Raw genomic sequence first — 15,859 nt, forward strand, 5'->3', positions numbered from 1 at the left:
ACAATAATGCTTTCAGATTAATAGATTGGTTTTTTATAATCTCCTGTATTCATACTAAAGTGAACTTTACCATAATCTACACGTTTTACGGTCTTGTTTTCTTCGTAATAAGACGTTCTTAAATCTTCTAGATTTTCGGAAATCATTGGTTCTAACTTAATCCGTTCGTCTTCATTTTTAATATAGGTTTGACCGTTTGTATAAACAGCCTCTAGATTAGAACAGCGTATAACATACCCCATTCTAATCGGAATTAAATCGATATCTAAAACCGATGGTCTTATCTCGTGCGTGTATAATCTGTTGGTAGACAACGGAATTAAAAACACAGAATTCGGATATAAAGTCACCGAAAATTCTTTAACTAAAGTAGCATCGTTTACAGACGATTTAAGTTTGAAAAGTAAGCGACTTAATCCGCTAGATTTGCCATAAACTCTATCAAACTTATTCGTTTTAGAAGGACTCAATTTATCAAAATTAGTTGTATCATAAAACGTACAGAAGGCAATTAAACCTTCTTTTGGCATATCTTTCGTTTTGTCGGAATGTGCTTTTATCTTCGCTTTTACATCTTTTGGATGGTCTTTATCTTTCTTTTTATTCTCGTAAATCTGAGCTAATACGTGGTTTAATTCGGTCTCTTTTTCAAAATCAAATTTTACCGCTTCATTAATTTTGTTGACTATATACGTATCTGTAGCTCTAAAATTATCTGTTGGTCCTGTTAAGTTGGTAGAACATCGTAATAATTTAAAATGAAGTTGCTCTTCATTTTTAGTCGATTTTTCTTTGGTGATTTCACTTAAATAAATGCCTTTTCTTAAAGCTACAGATTGTTTGGTAGATTCTGTTAAATGTTGAAATTGATGCTCTGTCTCTATTTTAGAAAAGTAATTCTCGTCTTCAAAAAACTGACGATAAAACACACCTGCATTGTGTACATTTATTGGGACTTGTCCTTCACTAATCATCTTCAAATTTGACGTAGAATGGTTTTCGTAATGAGAAGAAAATTCTTTGATAATGAAAACGTCTTCAGATTTAACGTCTAACAAAGTTATATCTCCCAGAGCAAAAATTCGGATTGATTTTTCTGTGTTTTCAATATCAGAAAAACGTGTTACTACACATCCGTTAAAGTTGGCTAACAAGTAATCTAATGCTTCTGATTTAGTCTCTGAAGTACTTAAATTAAGTAAAATATTTTTAGTTTTTGAGAGTGCGTTTTCTATGTACATTATTTTTCCATTTGATGTTCGTAATAACTTAATGCTTCAGCTCTCACTAAATCGGTGTAATTCGCATTATCTGCAATCGATTTTAATAAATCGATGTGTTCTATACGTTCTTCTTCTTTTAAACCATTAATAAACCGGTTCAATAAAAGTGTCGAAGTAATCGTACCGTTTTCTGTATTGAATTTCAGCAATTCAGCATTATAAATTTTGTAATCGGGTTGATCTAGAGCTTCTATGAAATGAATGAAAGAAAAATCTTCATCTAATTCTGGATCTTGACGTTTTAAAAAATTAAAAAGTGTTTGAATGAGTTGTTGCTTTTGTGAATCTGTAAAACGATTTATAGCTTCTAATTCATCGCCAATAGCATCAAAGAATTCACTAATATCATAATCTTCCATAGCGTCACTAACTTGGAAGTTTTTAATTTGTGTGATGGCGTTTTCTAAATTCATTTTATGACTTGCTTAAAGATTATTCTATTCTAAATAGCCTTCTCTTATAAAAGAAAATTCATTAGCAATCAGCATTTGTAAATAGGCTTCAAAACTATCTGCAATGACTTCAAACTCATTAGGATCGTGAAGAAACCTCACAATCTGACCCATTTCTCCTTTTTCTGAAGGACTATAATCTATATAAAGCTGAGAGGTTCCGCCGTAATTTGTGCAATCTGCAAAATGAAGCCAATCCAGGTCTTTTGCATTTGATAAGATTTTCTCATCTCTGTCTACACCATCGTATTCTCCATCTAAATAATCTTGAAAATTATATGGTGCATCACCTTGATTTTCTAAGATTTGTTGAGACGACAATAAATAATAATCAAGTTTAAACAGATCTGACCCCAATAAGGTTAACGCAATATCTTCATCGCCATACGTTCTCCAATACGTACCATCTACATACTGTAATAGATGAATTAAGGCCTCAGGAATCGCAGGACAATCGGCTTTAAGTTCATTAATGTCATCTTGAGATGCACCGTGTTTTACGCTCTCAAAATGGTCCCAAATAGCTTTGCCTTTAGCCTTATAATAGGCCTTTTTAAGTTCTGAAATGTATCTATCTGCAATGCTATTCATTCTATTGTTTTTTCAATTATAAATTCTAAGGTATCAGAATTCATTGTGTGGCTATAAGTTCCGTTTTAAAATGGATTTAAAAACTAGACTTATTCTAAATTATCCTCATTAATAAACCCTATTTCATTATCCATCATCATTTGTAAATAGTCTTCAAAACTATCTGCTATTACTTTAAATTCATCTGGATCGTGAAGAAACCGCACAACTTGCCCTTTTGTTCCTTTTTCAGAAGGACTAAAATCGATAAACAACTGAGACGTTCCGCCATTATTCATACAATCTGAAAAATGAAGCCACTTTAGATTTTCTGATTTATTGGTGATTTTTTCATCAATATCGACACCTTCATAAGCTCTTTCTATATAATCTGAATAATAGCTTGCTGCTACATTTTCATTTTCAATAATTTGTTCTGAAGACAATAAATAATACGGATATTCAGCCATGTCTGAACCTAAAAAGAACAAAATAATATCGTCATCACCATACGTTCTCCAATACGTGCCATCTACAAACGTTAGTAAATGCAATAGTGCTTCAGGAACCTCAGGAAAGATGAGTTTTACCTGATCTAAATGCTCGGATGCAGCACCGTGTTTTACGCTCTCAAAATGATCCCAAATGTCTTTTCCTTTTGCATTATAATAAGCGCATTTGAGTGTTGCTATGTATTTATTTGCTATCGTATCCATTTTAGATTTTTTAAATTTTTCACTTACTCTCAGTTACGAACTCTAAGGCTTCAGAATTCATAACATGGCTATAAGTTCCGTTTTGAAGTTCTAAGGTATTGATATTAAAGTTTGAAGATTTTATACTATAAACTTTAATATGCCCACCGTTTCCTTCTTTCACCCAGTCTTGAAAACTTCTTTTCATTGTATTTTGGTTATCCCAAACATATAGTTTTCCTAAAGATTTTTCAATAATTCCAAATTCATTATAATGTGTTGCGTCTAAAGTTCCAGTATTTACAGAGCGAAAAACAAGGTCTCCATCTATAATTTTTTTATCAAAAATTAAATCCATGCTTACATCTTCCTGATGGTTAATAAACAACCAAGAAAGTGCAAGTATGGATAAAATTCCTATAAAAATGGATGTAAATGTGGTTTTCATTTCAAAAATGATGCGTTACATTATTTTAAAACAGGTATAAGGTGTGACCAATTTAAAGCCGTAGCAAAGTCTAAAGCGGTTTTATCTGTATTGGTTTTAGCCGTTTTATCCGCGCCTAATTCCAATAAAATATCTACTGCTGTTTTGTTTCCTGCAATGGTTTCTGTGTGTAATCTAGTAACTCCATTTTCATCTACAGCCTTTACTACGTCTAGATTAGCTTCAAAATAATCTCTAGCAGGTTGTTCCATTACTTTACTCATTGGGTGTTCAATAAGGTGCTCTTCATTGTCTTCTTGCTGATAAGCCACTAGAATATTATTAGGATCTCCAAAATCTAATCCCCAAGCCTCATCGTGTTGTTTTCTTGCTTCCTCCGTCATATCCGAACGTAAGACTTGTATGGTATAACCTCCATAAGTTTTTCGGTCTATAGCTAGCATCCAATCTGATATTTCTGAGACTTTTCTAGTTACGGTATCACCTTCGGCAACATTGGTTAATAGGTTAGGTGAATTCATTAAAACACCTGTAATATGTTCTCCATCAAAAGCTATTTCGCTAATCCACATATGTTCTACAGTAGGTTGGTCATCACCTTCAGCCATTTGTTGAAAAGGAATTTTTACCAACGACAAATTATGCGCAGGAACCACACGTTTTGCTTCCCAATATATTTCTCTCCAGAAATAGTTAAACGTGTCTTGTGCTTTAAGGTAAGCCGCTTTCATTTTTTCGTTTTGTTTAGCAAAAACGATATTGTTATCTTGACTCATAGTAATTGTTTTTTATTTATGTTTTTAAAGAAAGAATGTACCTGTTTCAGACATTCCGATAGGGTGTTGCGTACGTACTGTCCATTCTTCGTTATTCAAAATAGCATTAGGTTGCATTTCTATTTTGGTATCTAAACTTTTTCTACCCACAAGTACTATTTTGTCTTCTATGTTAGATTTAGTACTGTTGAAAATTTCTAAATAGGCTTCATTAAAATGCATTAGCATTATCTGTGTTTTATTCTCAATTGTATAAATATCTAGCACTTTAAAATAAGCTCCAGAAGCAATTAAATGAAACCCATATTTTGCTACATCCGGATTTATTTCTCCTAAGTTAGAAGCCGAATTAGAGGCGATAGCAAAGCGTACATTTTTAGCTAAACCTTCTGCCTGGTTAGAGACATCTGTAAAACCACGTTCTTGTATAATTTGGTCTACTTTATAGCGCGTAACCAAATCCTCTGAAAGCTCACAATCTCTATAATACATTGTTAAACCTGAAAATGTATTTTGGTAGGCTTGTTCTATTTTTATGTTTTCCATTTTGAAATTTTCAATTAATAAAAATCGTAATACAAACTCCACTGTTTGGTGTCGTTATTTTTAGCAAACATTAAACTACCATTATCTACCACGTTAAAATTTGCTTTTTCATCTGATGAAATTTGAAACACAAACTGAAAGCCTTTTCCAAAACCATCAGCATCGCCTATTCCAGATTGACAAAAAGAAGGATAACCACCTATTTTGTGGTCGTAAATATGTGCTGTAATTTCATCTGTGATATCAAAATAATCGTCGATAACACCTTCGTCTTCTAGTTTTAAAATTTCTGCTTCATCTTCTAGAGATAAACCGCCACCATCCCATAACGGGAAATCATTTTCGTCTAATTCTGCGTGTAACGGAAAAGCATTTATAAACGAGTCTGAATTTTCTATATTTTTAATTTGAATATTTTCTAAGTTGTTATATTCTCTTATCACCCAATGGTCTCCCATATCGTCAAAACATTCTGGCCATTCTGCAGAAACAAAAACAGTGATGAGTTTGGTATCCTTAAGACTTGGATGAACGTAAGGCAAATTAGGAAGGTAAAATTGCGCCAACGGAAACATTTGATCTCCGTTTTTATCTAACGGAATGTCTTCATCTTCATTATAAGCAAAGACTTTACCGATCCAACTTTCTTCAATCGTATTTTTGGGTCTAAAGCCACCTGTGTTAAATTTAGTAACCGGTTTAGATATTTTATTTTTAAGATCTTTTACTGTCATTTTTCGTGTTTTTTTTAACCAAACATGGTGCTATCGTCAAAATTTTCACCATCGTAAGATTGCGCGATTAAATAATGATTCCCGAACATTCCATCTTCATTATAAATGACATCTATCAAATCTTTGGCGTAAAAATGAATAGCTGTTATGGTTAATTTTTGTCTGAATTCTGGCTTGCTTAATTCTGGATATCCATTGTCTTCATCGACCCAGTTTTCATTGTAATTTTCGTAAAACGCATTTACGATTTCATCTGTGGCTTTTTTCTTTTTATCTTCAAAATCTTCTAAAAATGAATTTCCTAAAGCAATCATGTCATCTAAACTAATGTCTTCGATATTTAGGCTGATATCAATTTTATTTTGCCCAAATAAAATTGTTGTTCTATAACAATCTTCGCTTCGTGGATCTTTTTTGAGCGTATCTTTGGTTATTTTCATTAGTGCATGTTATTAAAAATTACCGCTGCATTATTAACCTAAATCGGTTCTAATGTTAGAGAAATCTTCTTTGGCAAGTTTATCTTTTTCAATAAAAAACATTAGAAACTCATCCATATCCCAGTCCCAAGAAAAAACATTATTCCATCGCAAAGTAAGTAAAGACGTCCATTCATCAGTTTTACGAGGATCATAAGCTAAGGTGTTGAAATATGGGTATCCAAATAAATAGCTGAACGTTTTTTTGCTTACCATATCTGGTACTTTGCTACAAACGTAATCTAGTTGCCTTTTATTTAATCCTTTATCTTTGTATAACTCTTCTCTGTAAGGTATATCTACATTTTCGAGTAAATCAATGCGTATACAATGATCTACATAGAAGTAATCTAAATTAGGATTTACATAGGTTTTTAAGGGTGTACCTTCTTCAAAATGATAGACTTTCGCATAATCTTTTGCTCCAAAAAATACATTTTTGTCATCATCATTAGCAATAAAAAAGCTTAACATTCCTGTTTTTGGTAGTGGCGTTTCAAATTTAATTTCACTTAAATTAATTTGTAATGCAAAACGATAATCACCAAACTCGTGTTTAGGCCATTTAAAATCTTCAGGTACTTCTGGATAGCCTCCTTGTTTACTTAAACCTACATTTTCTTTACTGCGATTTTCTCCTACTATTTTAATAGAGGGTAACATTACAGATCTTAAATACGCTTCTTTTTTATATAAATCGTATTTTTCAATTTTAACTATCTCTTCAAATTTAGCTTTGTCCATAAAGTTATTTTTTATTATTGATATATTACAAAAATGAAGCTTTGCTTAGGTTTTTGAGTAACGGTTTTCAGTGATATTATAATTCTGCTTGACGTTCTTGAAGTTTATCTATTAACAAATCTATATTTTTTAATTTTTCTTCGTATTCGCTTTTAATTACTTCTTGCGAGTTTTCTATAGTTTCGTTATAATCAAAATCTAATGGCTCTATTTTTTCTTGAAATCCTTGAGTGCTTTCTGATTTTTTAGACTTAAATAATAGTACCGCTACGCCTTCTGCATTTTCTAAATCTTTAATTGAAATTGTTTTAACAGTTCCGGACTGCGCTAATGCTAAAGAATCTGAAGCAATAAACACATCTTTTAACGATAGCGTAAAATTCACTGTAGACGGACTACGATAGATAATACCTTCTTTATTTTCTAAAGGTGGTGTTGATAAAGCTTCTGGTTTTGGAATTTCTAATGTTAAGATATCTTTTAACACGCCTTTATTTTCAAAGATATGCTTTGGGTAAATGGTATGATAAATCTTATCATCTTTGATATTTGACCAACGATTTTCTTCAGAATATAATGCTGTTGGATCTATAATTACTGTGTATTTTATTTTCGATTTTTTAACGTATGGTTTAAAGTCTTCATTTAACATTTTAAATTGACTTTTGTAGAAAGAGATTAAATTTAAAGCTAATTCTGCCTGATCTTTAGTAGTAACCTTATTTAATTTATCGTTCATTTCTAAAATTGCAGAATAAGCTTCTGCTTCAATACTAGAATCTGTAAGCGAAGCTGCTGGCAATGTATTACGTGCCATTATTTCTGAAGAAGGAATACTTATTGTTTGTTCTTGAATACTATTCTTTCCATTTATTCCTGTATTTACAAATGATGTTTCAGACAATTGCTTACCGGTAACCACAAATGTTTGTGACTGATCAGCAACTAAAAGTTTTGTGATTTTAATAGGGTCTTCAATCGTAACTTTAGTAGAACTTGATGTTAATGCTTGATCTATACCATTTTTTAAAACTCTAGGTTCATTTAACGTATAAATTACTTCTAGTTTTAAAAGGTTTTTAGACAAGTGATATTTAGTTTCATTAGGTGTTAATGTACTACCTTCTTTATATAAAGCTGTATAGCTTTTTTTGCTACAAGAAGATAATAGGCTTAACATTAGCACGAAATAAAGTAGAGTATTTTTCATTTTGAATGTATTTGTTTTACAGTTCAAAATTAGAACTAATGCCATTTTATTTTATCCCTGAAACTAGTGAGATTTATGCATACTGAATTCAGGTTGTTTTATTTTTTCTCTAGCAAATAATAAAAAAAGCACGCTTTTATAGACGTGCTTTTTTCTCTAAATACGATTAGTAAAGTGAAATAATTATGGATTCCTTTTTACCATTTCATTATAGGTTCATCTTTCCATAAAATAAGCCTAAATTCTTCGTAATGATTACCAGTCCCTATAGTGTGCTTATCTCTAAGTCCCTTTTCTAATTGTAATTTATGAAGCATTCCTGAAGCAGAACCAACCCAAAGCGTCTTTTCATCTTCAGAAATGGTAATACCTGTAATTGTAGATCCTAAAAAATATCTCCAAATACAATTACCCTTGGTATCTACAGCTCTAATATACCCGAATGCATCTCCTAAAATATAGAATTCTGAAGTGGAAACGCCGCAATAAACTCTCATCTCCGAATCTATAGTTATGCTATCTTCACTTCCGTCATAAGCAGGTATACTAAGTTTTTTTAAACTTGAAGTATCTACACCAATAGTTATACCATTATAAAAGTGACACGAATTTGTAATTAACTGTTTATCGTCTTTAGAAAAAAGACAAAAATCCGGATAAGAAGATTGCGGACCAATTTCCCCAATTTCAGTTCCATTCTGATCTAAAATTCTATGATCGTAACACTGATCGCCCACAACGATATACTTATTATCATTAGAAAGCGTTGCATTTTCCATATCCAAATAAGGCTCCCACTCATCATCTTCTGGGTCTGGTAAAGGATGAATTAAATTTTCAGTATCGTTAGAAATAATATAAATACCGTCTGCTGATACTAAAAGAACTTTGAGTCCGTCGTTAAAAGGAATCAATTCTGTAATTCCTATATTTTTAGCTTTATCTAAAGTAAAAGTTGCAATAATTTCACCTTCCCAACCTTGTGTAGTTACAATCGTATTATTTGCGGCAATGGCAAAAACATGATCTTGCTTAGACTTCCCTATAGCATTAATAGATGAATCAAGCTCTAAAGTCTCACCGTCTTTAAGAAGATAAGCTTGCCTTTTTTGATAAGCTGTTCCGGTTAAAAAAACAATTTTCTGATGATCTATAAAATGTAATTGCTCTACACTTTGTCCTTTTTCTTTCATAAATTGAACAAAAGGAGTGTGTGCGGGCGGAAAATCTGTTCTAAATTGAGCAACCGTATTATTTTTGTTAGCTTCTTTTAAAAATTGATAGACCATATCTGCCAAATGATCTCTTTCATCTTTAGGTTCTTCCCCTTTCCAATTTCCCCATCCATTAGTTTCACCAAAGGCAACCATTTTATTTACATCAGAAGCATATTTACTTCCTAAAGTATTCCAGTCTTGTTTAGTGTTTTCTATATTTTTATTTATTAACTCCATTTGTCCTTTTTACTTAGAAATATCTTTAGTTTAAAGCGTTTCTATTTAATTAAAAACGATAGCTGTGTTGTTAGTGATGCTAAATTTTGAAGCATCTAAAAGTGTAGCACAAACCAATGTCTCTACCCAAAAATCACCTTTAGCTTGAATTTTCTCATTCAATTCTGGTAAATTTGAGACAATATCATCTTCGTTTAATGTAATTCCTAAATGCTTTGAAAGGCTTTTTAATTCCCTTAAAAGATCGTAGGAAGAACCAATCATTGCCCCAGGAACGGGTGCTTCATCGTTATCAAAAAGAATTTCTGGTAATTCTACAGGAATATAAAAACCTTCTGAATCTGAATGTGTTAAAAGATGACTAGACATATAAGAATAGTGATCTTCTAAAATTGAATCTGCACCAGGCTCATCATCTTGTGAAAAAAGTATTGGCTTCCAATTATCATTACCTTCATTCTCCCATACATGTGCAGCAAAACGTCTTAAATAATGCAAAAAACTATAAGGAAAACCGCCTGAGGATAGAGGTGCCCTTTCTAAAACATCTGGTTCTTGGTGAGGTGTTACATTATTTTTTGCTAATATTATATTTATATTGTTGAAGTATGTTTTATAAGCTTCGTAACCTTCTGGTTCGTTTTCCTTGAAATCTACTAATATTCCACTTGTAATTGCTAATCCCATTATCTTGTTGTTTTTATTTTACAAGACAAAATTAGAATTAATAGTTTTTTGTTTTATCCCTGAAACTAGTGATATTTATTTTTACTGAATTTAGTCTGTTTCATTTTTTCGTTACTAAAAAAAGCCTCTCACGCCTAATGAACATACTTTGCATAATCATCAATTTTAAATTGAAGCCTGACATTTAAATAGTTATTTTTATCTTGAAGTTTAAATGCAATCAAAATGGCTTCTTCGTGATAAGCTTTTATCTTTTCAGGGTTCCATAAGCTTGGGGGTTGCTGTAAATTTGTAATCCTATCTGCCAATTTTACAAGACCAACTTCTTTCTCTAAACTATTTATTCGGTTTAGACTATCAAGCATGCGCTCACTTTTAGTCGGAATGGTATTATTTTTAGTTAATGCTTGCACACCCTCGGCTATACTAAAACCAAATATAGTTTCTAAGTCATTAAAACTCGTATCAGTATCTTCAAGCGTATCGTGTAATAATGCTATTTGTATGGCTAAAGCCAAATTAAAATCTGGTTCGTTTTGATAAGCCATTAAAACTTCCATCGCCACATTAGAGAGATGCAATACATAATTTGAATTACTTCCTGGCACCTTTTGATTGTGATGTTTTTCTCCTGCAAATTGTATGGCTTTTTGATATAAATCTTGAATCATAGGCTTTAATTTATTAATATTCTATAACGATTCTGCATCAATTCCTAGTGCTGAAAACTCATCATAAACACAATCTTTAGCATAACATAATGTTGCTTTTTTTAAATTAGGAAACTGTTTAGCATCTTCTGCAGATTCTATATCCCAATACTCTACTGCCCCACCTGAAAATGGAGATAAATTCATATAAATATCGTTTCCACCATCTTGATAAATCTCCGTGATTTCTGAAGCTAAACGTTTTGGGATGGGTAAATCTTTAAAATATTGCTCTACTTCTGCAATCGGCTCGTAGCCTTCTTCATTAATATCAATGTCACGTTCTTTATACCATCTTGCAAATTCGTGTATATCAAATAGAGGTTTTAATAATCCTTTAACATACATCAGTTCTTCAATAATTGACAGTTTAAATCCAAAATCTACAAAGGTGATTTCTTCTTCATTCAGTGGTTTAATACTGTACTTATCTTCTGGAATACCTTCCCAACGGTTATAAATTTCATAAGTACTTATTTCAATGGCACTAATACGGTTATCATTAACATCAAACCAAGCACTTATATTATTTTGTACCAAAGCACCACAATCGTCACCTTCAAAAAGTTCTACGCGTTCTGCTTTGTGAGTTTTATAATAATTAACAATCTCTTCATCATTAAAATAAAATGTTCCAGAAAATTTGGTTTTCGGACTAAATTCAAAAGCATCAGGTTCTAACTCTAACGTTAGAGAATCGATATGTTCTCCATCGCCTGAATAGCCTAAAATCCCTAAATCATCCCAAGTAAAAATGGTGTTCTCTTTTAGTTTTACACTTCTGTAATTCGCATCTAAACCATCTTTTAAAGTTTCTATTGAAACTGGAAATTCTATAGACACTAAATTAATTTTTAAACCTGTTGAAGATAAATGTATTGTCGTCATAATTACATGCTTTTAAAAGACCAAAGATAACAACATCCTTAAGAGTTTAAATGGCTGTTTTCCGTGATTTTTTATTCGGAATAAGAAAGCTCAAAACAATATCACGGTTATCAGGGATAAAAAAAACAATAGCTTCTTTTAACTTTGTTGAAAACCTTTTTTATGGAAGATCAAAATAAAAGTGCTGCGTTTTTAGAATCCTTAAAACGTAATAACGAAAAAATAAGAGATGATCGTGCCAATGCTATTGCAGAAGATGCACAACTCATGTACAAACGCGAAACAGAAGATTTAGCTTTGTCTTTAAAACGTTTAAAACGTGAGCAAGAAAATATGCTAGATATGAGCCCTACAGATGCAAATAGTTTGGTCTTAGCTTCAGATTTTGATGCCAAAGATTATGTAGCCAAAGACTTAGAAATGTCAGTGAAAATTAGAAATTTTGAAATTAAATTAGAATTAGCCAAAAAGCGCTATACACACTTATTTGGTGGAATAATAAATGAACTATAATTATGGGAGGAGGAAGATTTAGTAACGACGCCTATAAGCGTTTACGGAAAATGAAAGACTATGGTAACAAGTCTAGAGAAGAAATATTTACATCCAGACACATAGATCCAGAAATGGATCCTACAAAAGCACTTGTCAGAGAATCAAGAGATTCTGAAGAGCATCCAGAAACAGTATCTATTATTGTCGCTCTAGATGTGACTGGAAGTATGGGTTTTGTACCAGAACATATTGTAAAAGAAGCCTTACCAGATCTTATTGGCTCATTAATGGAAGCTGGAATTGAAGATCCGCAAGTACTATTTTTAGGCATTGGAGATTTTATTTATGATAGAGCACCTTTACAAGTTGGACAGTTTGAATCATCAGCAGAATTGTTAGACCGTTGGTTAACACGCGTCTATTTAGAAGGTGGCGGTGGAGGAAACAATCAAGAAGGGTATAACTTGGCACATTTGTTTGCTGCACGTCATACCGCTATTGATTGTTGGGAAAAAAGACAACAAAAAGGCTTTTTATTCACTATTGGAGATGAACCTGTTTTCCCTACTATTCCAGCCGAAATCATTAAAAGATATACCTGTACAAATGAAGCAGAAACCATAACTACAGAAGCTATTATTACAGAAGCACAAGAAAAATATAATGTTTTCCATATGCATTTAGAGCATAACGAATGGTCAAAACAAGATAGTCGTAAAGGTAATTGGAAGACACTTTTGGGAGAAAACTTTATAGAAGTTCCTGATTTTAAAACCGTAGCAAAACGTATTGCAGAGGTGGTGATTCAAAATCATAAACCATATAGTGCTACAATAAATACAAATACGTCTTCTGACACTACAGAAGTAGAAAATATGCTATAAATGACAAAGTGTAGTTTGGTTATAGATTTAGGTTTTGGTGATGCTGGAAAAGGGTTAACGACCGATTTCCTGGCATCACAAAATCCTAAAGAAAGTGTAGTGGTTCGGTTTTCAGGAGGTCATCAAATTGGGCATACAGTAAGTACAGACACGCTTACCCATACGTTCAGTAATTTTGGTTCTGGGACTTTATTGGGTGTGCCAACTTATTATTCGGAGCACACTACCCTATTTCCTCCTGCCATTTTAGACGAAGGTGATTTCTTAAAAACCTACAAGCCAAAATTGTATTTTCATCCATTGGCGATGATTACTACGTTTTACGATATTGCTTATAATAGAGCGATTGAAAAACAACAAAATCACGGCTCTTGCGGCTTGGGTTTCGGTACAACCATCGCTAGAAATAAAGCAGAAGTATATCTTTATGCTAACGACTTACAATTTCAATGGATTTTAAAACAACGTTTAGAAAGTATAAAATTGTATTATGAAACGAAACTAGAAAGTCAGCCAAAATCGATTCAAGATTATTACAAAAACGAACTTAAAGATTACAACGAAGATTATTTTACTGACAGTTGTTTAGATATTAAAAAGTATTATAGTTTAACCTCTCTTTCAGAGTTAAAAAAAACATTCGAGCATTTTATTTTTGAAGGCAGTCAAGGTATTTTATTAGATACACAACATGGTTTTCATCCGCATACCACGTGGAGTTATACCACGTCTAAAAACGCTATTCAGCTTATAAAAACACATTTAAAAGCTGAAGTAGAAATAGATATTTATTACATAACGCGCTGTTACCAAACACGACATGGCAACGGACCAATGTCTAACATAAAACCTGTTTCACTTCAGAATAATGAAAATGAAGCGAATGTAACTAACGAGTTTCAAGGGGAGTTTAGAACACAAGCTTTAGATCCAGAATTACTTAATTATGCTTTAAGTTCTGATGCCATTCATCATCAAGATTTAAAACCTCAAAAGCATGTAATGATTACCTGTCTCGACCAGTTACCTGGTTTTTCTTACGAGAATTTACTTCAAAAATTAGATACAACATTCAAATCTGTTCACGGAAGTTACGGCCCTAGACGAGAATGCATAGAGAAACTTCAAAATTGATTTTATAAAACCATAATAAAAATATCTAAGAAGATATATTATAACGTATGCACAAAACAAACACTAAATCTGAAATTGAACTAAGTTCTAAAGCAAAAAACAAACCTTTGATTTTTGCACTATTTATGATAGGACTAAGCCTAATAACTCTACAAGCGACATCAATAGAAATAGTCTTTCCAATAGCATTTTGTATAATATTTTTTAGTCTATATGCCTTCAACAAAAATCTTAAAGTGTTTAAATTTTCAGAACATCACTTTGTATTTCAAGCCGGAATTATAGGTAAAAAAGAGGTGTCTTATAGTGCCCTTAAATCTTATGTTGTTGAGAGAAAGGTTATGATTATCACCTATCAAACCCCGGATGAAAAAGAAAAAAAGATAAGAATTCAGGTCAGTCAAATTGAACCAACACAATTTCCATTATTAGAAGACATTTTAAAAAGTAAGATTAGGTTTTAAACCAATACCTTCATTTTTATAAAATCACTAGTTTCAGGGATAAAAATTTTAGTTTTCTAGAGTACTTTAGCATTGCCAAAAATTAAGAAAACATGAATAATTACGTAACGTATTCAGAAGATTTCAAATTATTAAAATGGGATGATTTCAATTTTGAACCTATCAAAATAGAGACACTTCCAACTCTTGAAGATCCAAAACATTACAAGAATTCTTTTACGTTTAGAGATGCACTTTTAGAGGCTATTGAAACCCGCTCTGGGAAAAAATTATTCAAACTATCACTTATTACACCAGATTATAAATTTAATACCAAATTTTACGGAATTGGATTTTTAGAAGACAGAACTGTTGCTACTTTTGAAATAGAAAATACGCCACTATTTAAAGCATGGTTTATAAATATTCAGCGTTTTAGAAGTGATGACGTCGTTAAAAATTTTGTAGAATCTGTTTATAACTTTAGTACGAGTTTGTATAGTTCTCAGCCTGTTTCTAATTTTAAAGATATTACGTTTCAAGACAACACAGGTGCTTTTATTAATGAATTTATTCCTAATCAATTTATAGCAGAACAATTAGCAAAAGAAAAAGCCGATTTCTTAAAGCCTTTTATTCAGTTAGAAGCTGAAATTAATATGAAAGAGGTTACACAATCTTTTATCGCTTTAATTACAGAAAAAAGATTAAAGTTAAAGCCACCAATTAACAATGATGCCATTTTTGCTCAATTTGAAAAAGAGGCCGGTTTTCCTTTTCCTACAATAATAAAAGAATACTTAACGTTGCATAATGGTATTGATAGATGTGCTATAATGGGCGCAGAAGCTATATATAAAGAATGGAAACAATGGAAAGATATTTACGATGAATGGACGCAAGAAGACCTGTTAGACACCTACTCAACCAACCAAGGTAAAGCCTTGTTAATGTACACCACACCCTATTGGATTCCGTTTTTCGATTTACAAAATGGTAATTTTTTAGCTTTCGATTTTGCACCAAATACAAAAGGAAAAGCCGGACAAATTATTCGTTATGGTGCAGATCAAGAAATTGGATATATTGAAGCCGAAGATTTAAATACCTTCTTGAAAAGTTTAATGGGTAACGAAGGCGAAATTGAAGAAAACGAATGGTTTTACGTCGAATAGAATCATCTTAAAAAGAATAAAACACATTACAATATAATTTGAATAATACCCA

20 protein-coding genes are annotated in these 15,859 nt (G+C 31.9%); 5 read left to right on the forward strand and 15 right to left on the reverse strand.

The genetic code is table 11. From position 1 onward, the window contains the following. Positions 1 to 17 precede the first annotated feature (17 nt). The 15 genes from HM985_RS09280 to HM985_RS09350 all read right to left on the reverse strand — a co-directional run bounded on the left by HM985_RS09280 (position 18) and on the right by HM985_RS09350 (position 11,676). A complete protein-coding gene (locus HM985_RS09280; RefSeq protein ID WP_179376001.1) occupies positions 18 to 1,241 on the reverse strand; it encodes a hypothetical protein in 1,224 nt (407 codons plus the stop codon). Further along, on the reverse strand, positions 1,241 to 1,696 hold the full coding sequence (locus HM985_RS09285) for a hypothetical protein (RefSeq protein WP_179376002.1): 456 nt from the start codon (positions 1,694 to 1,696) through the stop codon (positions 1,241 to 1,243). The genes HM985_RS09280 and HM985_RS09285 overlap by 1 nt, the downstream gene beginning before the upstream one ends. A gap of 24 nt (positions 1,697 to 1,720) precedes the next feature. Beyond that, positions 1,721 to 2,326, reverse strand: a complete 606-nt coding sequence (locus HM985_RS09290; RefSeq protein WP_179376003.1) for an SMI1/KNR4 family protein — start codon at positions 2,324 to 2,326, stop codon at positions 1,721 to 1,723. Between the two features lie 89 nt (positions 2,327 to 2,415). Further along, positions 2,416 to 3,021 carry an SMI1/KNR4 family protein gene (locus tag HM985_RS09295; protein WP_179376004.1) on the reverse strand — a complete coding sequence of 202 codons (606 nt, stop codon included), beginning with the start codon at positions 3,019 to 3,021 and terminating at the stop codon, positions 2,416 to 2,418. A gap of 19 nt (positions 3,022 to 3,040) precedes the next feature. Further along, positions 3,041 to 3,448, reverse strand: a complete 408-nt coding sequence (locus HM985_RS09300; RefSeq protein WP_173588639.1) for a C40 family peptidase — start codon at positions 3,446 to 3,448, stop codon at positions 3,041 to 3,043. Between the two features lie 20 nt (positions 3,449 to 3,468). Then, positions 3,469 to 4,224 (reverse strand): DUF2314 domain-containing protein, encoded by a 756-nt coding sequence (locus HM985_RS09305; RefSeq protein WP_179376005.1) that lies wholly within the window; start codon positions 4,222 to 4,224, stop codon positions 3,469 to 3,471. A 24-nt stretch (positions 4,225 to 4,248) separates the two neighbouring features. Beyond that, positions 4,249 to 4,770, reverse strand: coding sequence for a hypothetical protein (locus HM985_RS09310; RefSeq protein ID WP_179376006.1), 522 nt, complete (start codon positions 4,768 to 4,770; stop codon positions 4,249 to 4,251). Between the two features lie 14 nt (positions 4,771 to 4,784). Beyond that, on the reverse strand, positions 4,785 to 5,504 hold the full coding sequence (locus HM985_RS09315; protein WP_179376007.1) for a DUF1963 domain-containing protein: 720 nt from the start codon (positions 5,502 to 5,504) through the stop codon (positions 4,785 to 4,787). A gap of 14 nt (positions 5,505 to 5,518) precedes the next feature. Continuing rightward, entirely contained in the window at positions 5,519 to 5,944 is a 426-nt protein-coding gene (locus HM985_RS09320) for a DUF2262 domain-containing protein (protein WP_179376008.1), read from the reverse strand. A 33-nt stretch (positions 5,945 to 5,977) separates the two neighbouring features. Further along, complete coding sequence (locus HM985_RS09325) at positions 5,978 to 6,727, reverse strand: DUF1963 domain-containing protein (RefSeq protein WP_179376009.1); 750 nt, start codon at positions 6,725 to 6,727, stop codon at positions 5,978 to 5,980. Between the two features lie 76 nt (positions 6,728 to 6,803). Continuing rightward, positions 6,804 to 7,937 carry a hypothetical protein gene (locus HM985_RS09330; protein ID WP_179376010.1) on the reverse strand — a complete coding sequence of 378 codons (1,134 nt, stop codon included), beginning with the start codon at positions 7,935 to 7,937 and terminating at the stop codon, positions 6,804 to 6,806. A gap of 197 nt (positions 7,938 to 8,134) precedes the next feature. Continuing rightward, a complete protein-coding gene (locus HM985_RS09335) occupies positions 8,135 to 9,391 on the reverse strand; it encodes a hypothetical protein (protein WP_179376011.1) in 1,257 nt (418 codons plus the stop codon). A gap of 45 nt (positions 9,392 to 9,436) precedes the next feature. After that, positions 9,437 to 10,078, reverse strand: a complete 642-nt coding sequence (locus HM985_RS09340) for a hypothetical protein (RefSeq protein WP_179376012.1) — start codon at positions 10,076 to 10,078, stop codon at positions 9,437 to 9,439. 134 nt (positions 10,079 to 10,212) lie between these two features. Further along, positions 10,213 to 10,749 carry an HD domain-containing protein gene (locus HM985_RS09345; RefSeq protein WP_179376013.1) on the reverse strand — a complete coding sequence of 179 codons (537 nt, stop codon included), beginning with the start codon at positions 10,747 to 10,749 and terminating at the stop codon, positions 10,213 to 10,215. Positions 10,750 to 10,770: 21 nt separating this feature from the next. After that, entirely contained in the window at positions 10,771 to 11,676 is a 906-nt protein-coding gene (locus HM985_RS09350) for a DUF6892 domain-containing protein (protein WP_179376014.1), read from the reverse strand. A 162-nt stretch (positions 11,677 to 11,838) separates the two neighbouring features. Here HM985_RS09350 and HM985_RS09355 point away from each other — a divergent pair, with 162 nt between their 5' ends. The 5 genes from HM985_RS09355 (at position 11,839) to HM985_RS09375 (ending at position 15,807) form a co-directional block, all read left to right on the forward strand. Then, positions 11,839 to 12,189 carry a hypothetical protein gene (locus tag HM985_RS09355; RefSeq protein ID WP_179376015.1) on the forward strand — a complete coding sequence of 117 codons (351 nt, stop codon included), beginning with the start codon at positions 11,839 to 11,841 and terminating at the stop codon, positions 12,187 to 12,189. 2 nt (positions 12,190 to 12,191) lie between these two features. Then, on the forward strand, positions 12,192 to 13,055 hold the full coding sequence (locus HM985_RS09360; RefSeq protein WP_179376016.1) for a hypothetical protein: 864 nt from the start codon (positions 12,192 to 12,194) through the stop codon (positions 13,053 to 13,055). Beyond that, on the forward strand, positions 13,056 to 14,189 hold the full coding sequence (locus HM985_RS09365; RefSeq protein WP_179376017.1) for an adenylosuccinate synthetase: 1,134 nt from the start codon (positions 13,056 to 13,058) through the stop codon (positions 14,187 to 14,189). A 47-nt stretch (positions 14,190 to 14,236) separates the two neighbouring features. After that, positions 14,237 to 14,653 carry a hypothetical protein gene (locus HM985_RS09370; protein ID WP_179376018.1) on the forward strand — a complete coding sequence of 139 codons (417 nt, stop codon included), beginning with the start codon at positions 14,237 to 14,239 and terminating at the stop codon, positions 14,651 to 14,653. 92 nt (positions 14,654 to 14,745) lie between these two features. Next, on the forward strand, positions 14,746 to 15,807 hold the full coding sequence (locus HM985_RS09375; protein ID WP_173588626.1) for an SMI1/KNR4 family protein: 1,062 nt from the start codon (positions 14,746 to 14,748) through the stop codon (positions 15,805 to 15,807). The last annotated feature ends 52 nt before the right edge of the window (positions 15,808 to 15,859 follow it).

The organism is Winogradskyella wichelsiae (assembly GCF_013403925.1).
Taxonomy (GTDB): domain Bacteria; phylum Bacteroidota; class Bacteroidia; order Flavobacteriales; family Flavobacteriaceae; genus Winogradskyella; species Winogradskyella wichelsiae.

Bases quoted from the DNA above. Each gene is read 5' to 3' on its own strand.
- HM985_RS09295 (WP_179376004.1), bottom strand. From the start codon at position 3,021: ATGGATACGATAGCAAATAAATACATAGCAACACTCAAATGCGCTTAT.
- HM985_RS09365 (WP_179376017.1), top strand. From the start codon at position 13,056: ATGACAAAGTGTAGTTTGGTTATAGATTTAGGTTTTGGTGATGCTGGA.
- HM985_RS09355 (WP_179376015.1), top strand. From the start codon at position 11,839: ATGGAAGATCAAAATAAAAGTGCTGCGTTTTTAGAATCCTTAAAACGT.
- HM985_RS09320 (WP_179376008.1), bottom strand. From the start codon at position 5,944: ATGAAAATAACCAAAGATACGCTCAAAAAAGATCCACGAAGCGAAGAT.
- HM985_RS09330 (WP_179376010.1), bottom strand. From the start codon at position 7,937: ATGAAAAATACTCTACTTTATTTCGTGCTAATGTTAAGCCTATTATCT.
- HM985_RS09315 (WP_179376007.1), bottom strand. From the start codon at position 5,504: ATGACAGTAAAAGATCTTAAAAATAAAATATCTAAACCGGTTACTAAA.
- HM985_RS09325 (WP_179376009.1), bottom strand. From the start codon at position 6,727: ATGGACAAAGCTAAATTTGAAGAGATAGTTAAAATTGAAAAATACGAT.
- HM985_RS09280 (WP_179376001.1), bottom strand. From the start codon at position 1,241: ATGTACATAGAAAACGCACTCTCAAAAACTAAAAATATTTTACTTAAT.
- HM985_RS09370 (WP_179376018.1), top strand. From the start codon at position 14,237: ATGCACAAAACAAACACTAAATCTGAAATTGAACTAAGTTCTAAAGCA.
- HM985_RS09300 (WP_173588639.1), bottom strand. From the start codon at position 3,448: ATGAAAACCACATTTACATCCATTTTTATAGGAATTTTATCCATACTT.
- HM985_RS09345 (WP_179376013.1), bottom strand. From the start codon at position 10,749: ATGATTCAAGATTTATATCAAAAAGCCATACAATTTGCAGGAGAAAAA.
- HM985_RS09350 (WP_179376014.1), bottom strand. From the start codon at position 11,676: ATGACGACAATACATTTATCTTCAACAGGTTTAAAAATTAATTTAGTG.
- HM985_RS09340 (WP_179376012.1), bottom strand. From the start codon at position 10,078: ATGGGATTAGCAATTACAAGTGGAATATTAGTAGATTTCAAGGAAAAC.
- HM985_RS09360 (WP_179376016.1), top strand. From the start codon at position 12,192: ATGGGAGGAGGAAGATTTAGTAACGACGCCTATAAGCGTTTACGGAAA.
- HM985_RS09375 (WP_173588626.1), top strand. From the start codon at position 14,746: ATGAATAATTACGTAACGTATTCAGAAGATTTCAAATTATTAAAATGG.
- HM985_RS09305 (WP_179376005.1), bottom strand. From the start codon at position 4,224: ATGAGTCAAGATAACAATATCGTTTTTGCTAAACAAAACGAAAAAATG.
- HM985_RS09310 (WP_179376006.1), bottom strand. From the start codon at position 4,770: ATGGAAAACATAAAAATAGAACAAGCCTACCAAAATACATTTTCAGGT.
- HM985_RS09285 (WP_179376002.1), bottom strand. From the start codon at position 1,696: ATGAATTTAGAAAACGCCATCACACAAATTAAAAACTTCCAAGTTAGT.
- HM985_RS09290 (WP_179376003.1), bottom strand. From the start codon at position 2,326: ATGAATAGCATTGCAGATAGATACATTTCAGAACTTAAAAAGGCCTAT.
- HM985_RS09335 (WP_179376011.1), bottom strand. From the start codon at position 9,391: ATGGAGTTAATAAATAAAAATATAGAAAACACTAAACAAGACTGGAAT.